We start from the raw sequence: 11,259 nt of genomic DNA, 5'->3' as shown, positions 1-11,259 counted from the left end.
GGCCGGAGTCTCGGCTGTCCTCAGGCACGCGACAAGGAACTCGCCTCATAGCGCAGCTGATAGGCGCGTACCCCACCGCCGCTCATCCGATAGATCGTTATCGCCGACAGGAACTGCTCCTTCACCTCCAGCGTGCGTCCCCGCTCCTTTTCGGCGATGTCGCTGATCCAGTCCTCCACGTGCTCCGGCAGCTTGAACGCCAGCTCGTACGCGTTCTGCGCGCCCAACGGCGACAGCGTCCACTCCGCCGAGCCGCCGGTACCCCGCCGCCGGATCCGCACCGCGTGGTCGGGCTGGGCATCCGCATACGCCACGAACGCATGGTGATCGTCAGCGGCCAGCGGCAGGATGAACGGGGCCGCCGGAAACCCGAGCAACAGCTCAGCATCACTGCGTTGCTGCAGAGCCGCAACGAAGCTCGCAATGGCCGCGGCGGCCTCCTGCTTGAACTTCCCCTCGGCGATCGACACCGCGGGCAGCAGATGGGCCGGTGCGGTACCCAGCGCCTTCCGCACCTCGGTGCGTAGCCACGTCATGGGAAAAGGATCGGACGGCCCCAGGTGCTTCTGAGCCTTGTCCAACGTCCACGCCGTCGTACCGATGGCCCCCAGCAGCCAGGCGAACGACGCACCGGAGAGATCCACCAACGAGAGCTGATGGGCGAGCGCGTACTTCTGCGCCTCCGCGGTGAACCCGTTCGCCGAGAACAAGGCGTACGAATACTGGTAGCGCTGCCGCGGCCGCCTCCCGGCATGCGTCATGAAGTTCTCGTTCACGTCATGCACGACGCCGTGCGCGTTCCGCACGATCTCCAGCCCGACCCGGTCCTTGTAGAACTTCGCCTCAAGAAAGAGCCGCACGGGCATCGAGAACGCCGGCGTGAACGCGAACTCGCCCAGCGCGTCCACCTGATGCAATGCGCCCCGCCCCCGGACCCGAAGCGTGTCACCCTGGCTCACGAGCTCCACGGGATCCTGGTCCTCGTGTACCAGGAGTCGGTATCCGGAGAACCGCAACAGCCAGGCCAGCGACTCCTCCAACAGATAGCCCCGCAAGGCCGAATCCTTGGCCACGCTCTCCCCCTCCGTAACACGATCACGCCATACTCATCAGTGATGATCTCACCGCTGGCGAAACCGGGTCATGCACTGGAGCCTTGCCCAGTCATCCCAGTCGAAGAGGCCCAGGGCACAGACGGGTCAGACTTCGACCCGTCTGGTCGAAATCATTCACGGTGTGCCACCTCGTCGGTATCCGGCCCACAGCCGCCCGCCGACCTGAGCCAACACCTCGTCCGTCACACCGACAAGAGGCTCGTTGTTCCCGCCCAGTGCCTCCCGGACGGCGTCGTGCAAGCTGGCGGCAAGTCCTGGGGCTGCGGCATCCATGCGACGTGCTAGCCATTTCCCACCACCGCACCATGATCCACTCGCATTCAGCGCCAGTTCGCCGACTCTCCTGGCGAGTTCTGCTGCGATGAACAGCGTCTCCGCCTGATCTGTACTCCCAGCGAGATCGTCCAGGAGGTCCGTGATCGCATAGCGCCTGTCCTCAAGCTCCTCGGCTCTACTGACTTCGGCGCGTCAGGGTGAACTGTGCGGAAATGCCTGATGGGCGTGGTGTGGTGACGGTATCCGGTGGCGTATGAGATATGCGGATGGTGGCGGGTTGACCGCTGCGGGACGGGTGCGCCGGGAGTCGGTTCGGATGCGGGCGGCCGAGCTGTTCGAGCAGAGGGTCAAGCCGACGGAGGTGGCTAGGCGTCTGCGGGTGAGCGTGAAGTCCGCTTACCAGTGGCACCAGTTGTGGCGCGAGGGCGGAGCCGAGGCGTTGAACTCCCGGGGGCCGGGCGGGTCGCGGTGCCGCTTGTCCCCGCGCTGCTTAGTGAAGCTGGCCGCCTATCTGGAGCGGGGACCCGCGGTGCACGGCTGGGTGGAGGACCAGGTGTGGACCGCGGCGCGGGTGGTCACGCTGATCAGGCGGAAGTTCCACGTCACGTACAGCGTGTCCGGGGCTACGAGGCTGATGCACAGGCTCGGCTTCAGCCCACAGGTCCCCGCCCGGCGGGTCGCCGAGCGCAACGAGCAGGCTGTCACCGTGTGGAACGAGGTGACCTGGGCGGAGGTAAAAGGACCCGGGCGGCCTGCGGGGGTTACATCTGCTTCGAGGACGAGGCAGGCTTCACCCGCCGACCGCCCAGGGGGCGCACATGGGGCCGGCGTGGCCGAACCCCGGTCGTCACGGTCAGCGGCCACCGGGCTGGACGCCTGTCCGTGGCCGGGCTGATCGCGATGCGTCCCGGCTCCCGTACCCGGCTGTGCCACCGGCTGGTCACCCACCCCGCGGGTAAGGGCAAGCGCCGCAGCATGAGCGAGCGGGACTTCATCGCCCTGGTCGACGGTGTCCACCAGCTCGTCAAAGCGCCGATTGTGCTGGTCTGGGACCGGTTGAACACCCATGTCTCCCGCGCCATGCGCGAGTCGGTCGCCCGGCGCGCGTGGCTGACGGTCTTCCTCCTGCCCGCGTACGCGCCCGACCTCAACCCTGTCGAGTGGGTCTGGGCGCACGTCAAACGCAGTCTGTCCAACCTCGCCGTCATGGCCCTCGACCGGCTTGAAGCACTCGTCCGCAATCGGCTCAAACGCCTCCAGTACCGGCCCGACGCCCTCGACGGCTTCATAGCCGGCACCGGCCTGACCCTCGACACCCCAACCTCATCCTGACAAGCCGAAGTCAGCAAGCGGGGTGCGGATGTACGCGAAGGCCGGGCCCGGTCCGTGGTGGACCGGGCCCGGCCGGTTGCCCGGCACTGTGGCGGTTAGCCCTGTCCGCTGGCGTACAGGCCGAGGAAGGGGGTCAGGCGGGGCTGACCATTGGTGGGGTTCCCGATCTCGGTCACGTTCTCGTACCGGCGTCCGTCGATCGTCACGCCCCGGTCGGTGCGGTGGGCCGCGGTCCGGTGCGCCATGCGGGACAGGTCGCTCCAGCTGGTTTCGAGGTCGGTGCCGAAGTTGCCGAGGTGGGACGGCCGATCCGTGTAGGCCGGGTCACCGCCGCGGAAGATGCTCTGGGCGACGCGGTTCTGGATCCAGCCGAAGCGGGCGGCCTCGGCGGTGGCGCCGATGATGTAGGCCATGGACTGGTTCAACCCAACGGTGTTGCGGTCTTCGGCCCGGAGGTTGGTGAGGGTCTGTAGCCGCGCGTACACCATCTGCGCGTTGTAGGTCTGATTCGCCCGCCAATCCGCGGGAGCCGACATCTGCTGGTAGCTGCCGTCGCCGGTGATCTGGTTGAACAGGGGGGCCGTCGCCAGGCCGTAGGCGTGGCGGATTTCCTCCGGCAGGTGGTTGGTGTACGCGCGGTCGGCCTGGTTGGGGCGGGGGACGATGCGGTAGTGCTGGCCGCGGGCGGAGAAGCCCAGGAAGTAGAGGTTGTCGACGTTGAAGTACAGCGCGAGGTGCGCGCGGTTGCCGTCCGCCTCGTGGGTCCAGACCAGGACCCGGATGACACGGTTGCTGTTGGTCCGGGTCGGGGTGTCCATGTAGCCCGGGCTGTTGCTGACGCCTGCCATCTGGTGGCCGGCGGCGTTGCGCAGCGCGTTCACCATGGCGTTGTAGCTATCAAAGTCTCGGGCCGCGTATGAGCTGCCGTCTGAAAGCCCGTGGTACATGTGCCAGTCGATAGTGGTGAACCGCTGGCTGGTCTCCGCGTTGGCCTTGGGGGCGGCGGCCCCGAAGAGGACGCTGCACGCGGACACCAGGGCGAGCAGCAGGACCGCGAGCTGCTTTCCGGTTCGGTGCGTGTTGGATGTCGGATGCAGGCGCATCGGGTGGTTCTCCTGGAATTCTTGCGCGCGGGTGTGGGCCGCACGGCGAGGACCCCCGCGCGAGCGCCTGCCGCTGCGTCGGGGCAGGGGCGTCCTCGCGGGACGGATGGAGAGGAAGCGGCCGCCGACCCTTCGTCCCGCCGGGCCCCTCGGGTCCCGGCGGGACGAAGGGTCGGCGGAGGAGGGCTTCCGGGTGGCTCCGGGGCCGTCTTCCTCAGGCTTCGATCCAACTCGGGCGGAGGGGCGTGAACCAGGCACTTTCACCGGCACAACTAGGTGGCGCATACTTTTGCCGGTTGGGTTCGCGGTTCGGCGGGGCCACGTCGAACACGGGAAGATCATCAGCATGGCCTCGACCACACCGGCCGACTACTCCTTCGGTACGCTGCTGCACGCCCTGCGCCGCCGGGCCGGGCTCAGTCAGGAGGACTTGGCGCACGCGGCCGGGGTGAGTGTGCGGGGCTTGTCCTACCTGGAGAAGGGCCGCTCCCGCGGGCCGCAGCGCCGTACCGTGCAGGCGTTGGCGAAGGCGCTGGGCCTGGATGCGGCCGGCGCCCGGGAGCTGGAGGACGCCGCGAGCGCGGGCCGGCGCCGCCCCATCCGCACCACGGACGCCCCAGCACCACCGCTCAGCCCGTCGCCGGACGTCCCGGCGGCCGCCCCGGCATCGGAGGCCACTGTGAACGCCCCCGATCTGCTGCCGCGCGCGCCGCGCGGTTTCCACGGCCGGGCGGCCGAGCTCGACGCGCTGACCCGGGCCACCGCGGGCGAGGCCCCGGTGTGCCTGGTGGTGGGGCCCGCCGGGGTCGGCAAGACCGCCCTGGTCCTGCACTGGGCCCGCCACGACCCCGCGGGCCTGGCCGACGGCCGCCTCTACGCCGATCTGCGCGGTTTCAGCGACATGGGCGAGCCGTCCGCCGCCGAGGTGCTGCGCGAGTTCCTCCTGGGCCTTGGCATTGCGCCCGAGCGGATACCGGAGTCGGAGCCGGCCGCGGCCGCCCTGTTCCGCTCCCTGGCCGCCGACCGGCAGCTGCTGGTCGTCCTCGACAACGCCCGCGACTCCGACCAGGTCCGCCCGCTCCTGCCCGGCGGCGACCGCTGCGTCACCGTCGTCACCAGCCGCCACCGCCTGCCCGGGCTGATCGTCACCGACACCGCCTGCCCCGTCCCCCTGGACGTCCTCGCCCCCCAGGACGCCACCGCCCTCCTGGCCCGCCTCCTCGGCGCCGACCGGGTCCACGCCGAGGAGGCCGCCGCACTGCGCCTCGCGGACCTGTGCGGCGGACTGCCGCTGGCGCTGCGGGTGGTCGCCGCCCGCCTCGCCGGGCGGCCCGGCTGGACCCTGGCCGCACTCGCCGACGAGCTCGCCGACGAGACCCGCCGCCTTGGCCTGCTGGACCTGGAGGACACCGGCGTCCGCGCCGCACTCCACCTGACGCTGCGCCAACTCCCCGCGCCCGTAACGGACGTGTTCGCCGCCCTCGGCCGCCACCCCGGCACCCACCTGGACCGCTACACCGCCGCCGCCCTGGCCGGCACCGACCCGACCGCCGCCGACACAGCCCTGGACCGCCTGACGGCCGCACACCTACTCACCGAGACCGCGCCCGGCCGCTGGACGATGCACGACCTCGTGCGGCTGTACGCCCGGGGCCTGGACGCCCACCCCGACACCCTCAAGCGCGTCCTCGACCACTACATCACCACCGCCACCGCCGCCGTCGCGGCGGCCGAACCCGGCTCCGAGGACTGCTTCGCCCTCCCCGCCGACTTCCTGACACCCACCGCAGTGCGCCAGTTCGGCGACCGGAACGCCGCCGTCGCCTGGTTCACCGCCGAGCGCGGCAACCTCACCCAGGCGATCAACGCCGCCGACGCCCGCCCTCCTGCACGAGCGCACCTGGCGCATCGTCATGACGATGTGGCCACTCATGGTCTGGCGGGTGCGCGACGGCTGGGCCCCGCTCCTGGAAACCGCCCTCGCCGCCGCGCGGGCCGACGCCGACGAGCACGGGGAGGCACGGGTGCTCAACGTGCTGGGCTGGGTCCTCACCGAGGAAGACCGCACCCCCGAGGCACTCGTCCATCTGGAGGCCGCCTCCGCGCTCGCCGCCCGCGCCGGCGACGCCTTCGCCGAGGCCAACGCCCTGATCGTCCTCGCCATGGCCCAAGCCGCCCTCTGCGACCTGGACCAGGCCGCCACCAGCTGCGAGCGCGCCGCCGACCTGGCCCGCCGCATCGGTGACCGCAGGGTCGAACGCCTCGCCACCCAGCACCTCGCCCGCCACCAGGCCGACGCCGGCCACTGGCACCAAGCCCTCGCCACCGCTACCCGCGCCATCGACTTCAACTTCCGGCCCGGCGCCACCGACATCCCCCACATCCTGCTGCTCATCATCAAGGGCGAAGCACTCGTCGGACTCGGCCACCACACCGACGGCGCCGCCCAGCTCGACCTCGCGGCCCGGGAAGCGGAAGCCGCCCGCTATGACGACGGCACGGTACGAGCACTCGCCGCCCTCCTGCGCGCAGCCCCGAGTCCAGAGGTCCAAACACGCTACGACGTGGCACTCGCGCGACTCACCACCCGGGCCTGAACAGCAGCTGCACCCTCAGGGCGCTGGTGAATCCCGCCGACCCTGGGCGCTACTGACCTCCCCACAGTTCACCCTGACACGCCGAAGTCAGTAACAGCGGGCGGACCCGCGATGGCCAGCTTCCGGGCTTCAGCGCCGAGACGTACACCGAGCCCATCTGCATCGAAGAGCAACAGGCCGTCCGCACACATCCCCAGCAGCGGGCTCCGCCGTCGCCGTATCTCACGCTCTACGAATGCGTGCCAGGTGTCCTCCGTGTGGACGAACATCTCCACGGGCCAGTCGCGAAACCGGAAGCTCTCACGGTACGGGGCCGGGGTTCCGTGTAGAAGCACGACGATGTCGAGGTCGGAGAAGGCCGTGCGTCGTTCCGACAGGATGCCGCCCCCCAGAAAAGCCGCCCGGGCGGCAGGATGACGTTCCTCTACAACGGCACGCGCTGCCGCAACTGGATCCATGTCAAATCGCCCATTTCTTTCGCTCGGCAAGCCACCGCAGAACGACCTCGCCGCTCCAGGTTTGGTGCTGTCGGAGGAACGGAGATCCGAACGCATGAGGTGGCTGGGCTCCCGAAACAAGGAAGAAGCCGGAGAGCGCAGCCAAGGCGGCATCCAGCTGCTCTCCTTCAACACCCTGGGCCGTGGCATGGCGGGCGAAGAGCGCCGATGCGTCGTACCCATCAGCGAATGCAGTGGCCAGAAGCAGCACAAGATCGAACCAACTTGCACCCAGACAGGGCCAGTTCCAATCGCAGATCCAGGCTGCTCCATTGGTGTCGAGGAGGACGTTGTCCTGCCGGAGGTCATGGTGCAGAACCGCGGTGCCCGCGGCGGCCTCGCGCCATCCAGCCTCGAGGTCAGCAAGTTGATCCAAGAGATGGAATGGCGTCCAGGTCGGCAGTAGACGATGCTCAGTCGCGCCTCCGAAGAGGGCGCGCCAATCGTCGAAGTCTCCTCCATCGCCCACTGGTTTAAGTCCGGTTTCCAGAAGCTGGGCAGACGGATGAGCGAGCGCCTCTGCTGCCGTGGCCCATGCATCCAATGCGGCCGACAGCTCCTCCGATTTCCAGGGTACGCTGGGCATACGGCCTCCACCCACGGCGTCGAAGCCCAGGACAACCCATCCGTCCTGCTCCTCATGCCATCGCAGACGGGGAGCGGGCACATCGGCGGGCAGCACCGTGTTGATCAGCGCCTCGCGCCGGTAGCAGTCCGCGATGTGCATGGAATCGGCACTGTTGACGGCCTTTACGAACTGAGCATCGTCATCCGAGCAGATCACTGCGGCAAAGCCGCGGGTGAACCCGCTGCCTGAGCTCGGTCCAGCCGATACTCGGCCGCTGAACCGCCGACTGATCAGAAGGCGGACAGGCTCGGGAAGGTCCTGCCATCCAGGCCGAACGGCGGTGGAAGCGTAGCGCGGGCGTGGAGTCATTGTGGCCAGCATCCCGTCAGAGTGCAGCAATCTCGCGGTGCTCCGCCAACGAGATTTGACTGGGCAATGCTTCCAAGGCATCGGCGACGCCCTCGCCCGCGCCTCCCTCACCTAGTACCGCCCGCTGCTCCCCAACCCGGGATCCGAGGTGCGGCTGCACAACGCCACGCACTACACCTCCATGTTCCGCTACGCCGACAACATGCTGATCAACCCGCGCACGTCTGGGGCCAGCCGGCCAGCGCCAACCCTTTCCTCCACCTCAAAAGGGATGACAGCACAGGGTGGTTCGAGAACTACGCTCGAGGCTTCGAAGCCGTCTGGGCCGCCGCGCGGCCCGGACTCCCGACCAGGAGGGTACCGCCGCACATGGGCAGGACTGAGTACTACAACGACCCCGCTGCACCGAAGGCGAACACCCTCGTCCCCGCGAGCAATCTGCTCGTCGTCGACGACAGCGGCGCTATCCTCCTCCAGCGCCGCCGCGACACCGGCCAATGGGCTCTGCCCGGCGGTGCCCAGGACATCGGCGATACGGCTGTCCAGTGCGCGGTACGCGAATGCCTTGAGGAGACCGGCATCGCCGCCGAGGTCACCGGCTTCCTCGGGGTCTACACCAACCCCCACCACATCGTGGCCTACACCGACGGCGAGATCCGCCAGCAGTACGGAACACCTACATCGGCCGCCCCGTGGGCGGAGAGCCCACCATCAACGACGAGGCCGATGGCGTCCGCTTCATCCAGCCCGCCGAGTTGGACCAGCACGACATCCACCCCAGCATGCGTCAGCAGATCGGCGACTACCTCGCCGGCACGTACCCCTCCCTCGGCTAACCGCAAGCGCCGCCTCCACACGCTCCACAGCGGCAAAAATCTCTGCCGCCGCCCGACGGATGAATGCTGCGCCACCGCCCGCCGTCTCGACGGTGGCGCAGAGCAGATACGGAATCGACCTCAGGGAGTGAGGCGGTTCGGCCCGCGGAACAGGAAGGCTGCCTCGCGGATCGAGTCCAGGCCGAGCATGACCATCAGGATCCGACCCAGGCCGGCGCCGAGGCCGCCGTGCGGCGGGCACCCGAACCGGAAGATGTTCATGTAGTCCTGCATCGGCTCGGTGTTCATGCTCTTCTCCTCCGCCTGCTTGAGCAGCACGTCGGAGCGGTGCTCACGCTGGGCCCCGGTGGTGATCTCCAGGCCCTTCCAGAGCAGGTCGAAGCTGAGCGTCAGGTCCGGCCGGTCCGCCGGACGCATGTGGTAGAAGGGCCGGATGCTGGCCGGGTAGTGCGTGATGAACACAAACTCGTGACCCGTGAGCTCCTTCATGTGGGCGGCGATGGCCCGCTCACCCTCCGGGTCCAGGTCCTCCTTGAGCCCCTCCGGGTCCCAGCCGCCGGCCCGCAGGATCTCCTGCGCCTCGGCCATCGTGATCCTGGGGAACGGGGCCTCCGGCACCACGACCTCGATACCGAAGACCTCCCGGATCGCCTCACCGTGGACCTCACCGACCTTCGCGATGGCGTGGGCGAGCATCCGCTCCTCGAACGCCATCACGTCCTCGACGTCGTCGATCCACGACAGCTCCACGTCCACACCCGTGAACTCGGTCGCGTGCCGCGAGGTGTACGAGGGCTCGGCGCGGAAGACAGGCCCGACCTCGAAGACCCGGTCGATGCCCGCGGCCACGGCCATCTGCTTGTAAAACTGCGGCGACTGCGCGAGGTAGGCCGAGCGGTCGAAGTACCCGAGCTTGAACACCTCCGCGCCGGACTCCGACGCGGTGCCCATCAGCTTCGGCGTGTGCATCTCAGTGCAGCCGTTCTGCATGGCGTACTCGCGCAGCCCCTGCTCCAGGGTCGTCTGCGCGGCGAACACCATCTGCGCCGTCGCCCGCTTGCGTACGTCGAGGAACCGCCAGTCGAGCCGGTGCTCGGGACCGGTGTGCTCGTCGATCGGCAAGGGCGTCTCCGCCAGGTTCAGCACCTCGACCGTTTCGGGGACGAGCTCCAAGCCACCCAGCTTTACCTGGGCCGCGTCCACGACGCGGCCGGTGATCCGGACCGCGGATTCGGGGGTAAGCGATTCGAGCACGGCTTCGAGCGGGCCGCCGTCGCGCTTGTGGGTCACCTGGACCATGCCGGAGTGGTCCCGCAAGATGACGAACTGCATCCTGCGTTGCAGCCGGAGTGCGTTCACCCAGCCGGAGACGGTGACGGTCTGGTCGAGGTGTGCGCGTAGGTCAGAAGCCAGTACGCGGCTAGTGGTGTGGATCATCGCAGCCCTCCAGGGGCGTCGTCATGATCCCTTGGAAGCGTGGGCGAGAAGGGTACTCGCGGTGCCACCACGCCTTTGCCACCGCCAGACAGCGGCGGCCTCATTCAGCCCGATGACGGGGGCAATCCGGCGGGGCATTGGGCCCGTGGGCCGTTCCTCCCCGCGCTCGGGAGGGTCTTCACCACAGGTGCGAGTCCGCCTTCACAGCTGCTGGCGGCTCTCTCTGCTCGCGTGATCCGTGGCTACTCGTCTCCGTCGACGCGTTGCCCACGAGAATAGGGACCCCGCAAGTCTCCCGCAACGCAATCACGGCAATGGCGCACGACGTGGCCGAAGGTCGCCCCCGCCGAGGCCAGGTACGACGCGCAGCACATCGCGGCCGAGCTGGCCGGCGCCAACCTCTTGCTTGGACTCCGGTGCGGGTGGCAGTGCGAGGTGACGGTACGGAATCTCTTGCTACCGTCGCGTTCGCCCTCAAGGAGGTCTCATGGCATCGTCTCTGCCCACTGCGGCTGATGTGGATCTGAGAGTTCAGCCGATTGACGATGTGCTCGAACGTGTGGACCAGGCCTTGGGGGTGCGGCTGGAGCGGAACACGGTGGTGCGTAAGCGCCGCTCAATCGGGGGACAGACCGATCACGGTACCTGGGTGCGGATCGAGCGTCGCGGGTTCGACAGGATCGGCGAGCAGGGTTGGAACGGCATCGAGGCCGCGGCGGTCCTGCGCGACGTGATCATGCCGCAGTGGTATCGGGGGTTTGCCTGGCGTGAGCGGGACCAGCCGGTGATGTGGCGCGCTGACGAGCTGGAGCTGATCACAGCCGCGCCCGTTGGGAAGGGCGCCAGGGTGCTCGACGACCCCAGTTTGCCGGATTCGTGGTGGGTGTCGTTGAACGCCTCGCTCGATGCCCTCGCCGCGCACCGCACTCCCCGCATTTTCGAGTGCATCCGTGTGTTGCACGGGTGTTGCACGCTCAGCCCCTGCGACCAGGCCATGCAACACCGCCGGTCCATCCGCGTGCCGGTCGAGGCGGAGCCAGGCCGCCCGGCGCCGATTTCGCGGGGTTCTGCGCGACGCGGCAGCGCACTAGCGTGCCGGTGCCGACGACGTGCCGCGGAGCGCACCAAC

Annotated in this window: 7 protein-coding genes and 4 pseudogenes; 5 read left to right on the top strand and 6 right to left on the bottom strand. The window is 68.8% G+C overall.

Annotated features, from left to right (window positions below):
- Nucleotides 1-20 precede the first annotated feature (20 nt).
- Together ACFWUZ_RS02660 and ACFWUZ_RS02655 are read right to left on the bottom strand one after the other, a co-directional pair.
- Nucleotides 21-1,073 carry a hypothetical protein gene (locus tag ACFWUZ_RS02660; RefSeq protein WP_384365784.1) on the bottom strand — a complete coding sequence of 351 codons (1,053 nt, stop codon included), beginning with the start codon at nucleotides 1,071-1,073 and terminating at the stop codon, nucleotides 21-23.
- Nucleotides 1,074-1,229: 156 nt separating this feature from the next.
- A pseudogene (locus ACFWUZ_RS02655) lies at nucleotides 1,230-1,565 on the bottom strand (nucleotidyltransferase domain-containing protein); the annotation flags it as partial.
- Between the two features lie 79 nt (nucleotides 1,566-1,644).
- On the opposite strand from ACFWUZ_RS02655, the pseudogene ACFWUZ_RS02650 reads away from it, so the two are divergent.
- A pseudogene (locus ACFWUZ_RS02650) lies at nucleotides 1,645-2,220 on the top strand (winged helix-turn-helix domain-containing protein); the annotation flags it as partial.
- A complete protein-coding gene (locus ACFWUZ_RS02645; protein ID WP_384366313.1) occupies nucleotides 2,115-2,723 on the top strand; it encodes a transposase in 609 nt (202 codons plus the stop codon). The pseudogene ACFWUZ_RS02650 and the gene ACFWUZ_RS02645, both read left to right, overlap by 106 nt.
- A gap of 95 nt (nucleotides 2,724-2,818) precedes the next feature.
- Here ACFWUZ_RS02645 and ACFWUZ_RS02640 read toward each other — a convergent pair whose 3' ends face one another.
- Nucleotides 2,819-3,826, bottom strand: a complete 1,008-nt coding sequence (locus ACFWUZ_RS02640) for a ribosome-inactivating family protein (RefSeq protein ID WP_384365781.1) — start codon at nucleotides 3,824-3,826, stop codon at nucleotides 2,819-2,821.
- Nucleotides 3,827-4,172: 346 nt separating this feature from the next.
- Between ACFWUZ_RS02640 and ACFWUZ_RS02635 the strand changes: the two genes are divergently transcribed.
- Entirely contained in the window at nucleotides 4,173-6,071 is a 1,899-nt protein-coding gene (locus ACFWUZ_RS02635) for a helix-turn-helix domain-containing protein (protein WP_384365778.1), read from the top strand.
- Nucleotides 5,989-6,423, top strand: coding sequence for a hypothetical protein (locus ACFWUZ_RS02630; protein WP_384365775.1), 435 nt, complete (start codon nucleotides 5,989-5,991; stop codon nucleotides 6,421-6,423). The genes ACFWUZ_RS02635 and ACFWUZ_RS02630 overlap by 83 nt, the downstream gene beginning before the upstream one ends.
- 89 nt (nucleotides 6,424-6,512) lie before the next feature.
- Here ACFWUZ_RS02630 and ACFWUZ_RS02625 read toward each other — a convergent pair.
- Both ACFWUZ_RS02625 and ACFWUZ_RS02620 read right to left on the bottom strand, forming a co-directional pair.
- A pseudogene (locus ACFWUZ_RS02625) lies at nucleotides 6,513-6,881 on the bottom strand (nucleotidyltransferase domain-containing protein); the annotation flags it as partial.
- Between the two features lies 1 nt (nucleotide 6,882).
- On the bottom strand, nucleotides 6,883-7,869 hold the full coding sequence (locus ACFWUZ_RS02620; RefSeq protein WP_384365772.1) for a phosphotransferase family protein: 987 nt from the start codon (nucleotides 7,867-7,869) through the stop codon (nucleotides 6,883-6,885).
- A gap of 357 nt (nucleotides 7,870-8,226) precedes the next feature.
- On the opposite strand from ACFWUZ_RS02620, the pseudogene ACFWUZ_RS02615 reads away from it, so the two are divergent.
- Nucleotides 8,227-8,693, top strand: a pseudogene (locus ACFWUZ_RS02615) (NUDIX hydrolase).
- 120 nt (nucleotides 8,694-8,813) lie between these two features.
- Here ACFWUZ_RS02615 and aspS read toward each other — a convergent pair.
- The gene (aspS, locus tag ACFWUZ_RS02610; RefSeq protein ID WP_384365769.1) at nucleotides 8,814-10,130 is read right to left on the bottom strand and encodes an aspartate--tRNA(Asn) ligase; all 1,317 of its coding nucleotides are present in this window, start codon (nucleotides 10,128-10,130) and stop codon (nucleotides 8,814-8,816) included.
- Nucleotides 10,131-11,259 lie beyond the last annotated feature (1,129 nt).

This window comes from Streptomyces sp. NPDC058646 (assembly GCF_042716875.1).
Taxonomy (GTDB): Bacteria; Actinomycetota; Actinomycetes; order Streptomycetales; family Streptomycetaceae; genus Streptomyces.
The sequence above is the reverse complement of the archived record's forward strand: the minus strand, read 5'-3'. Positions and strand labels throughout refer to the sequence as shown.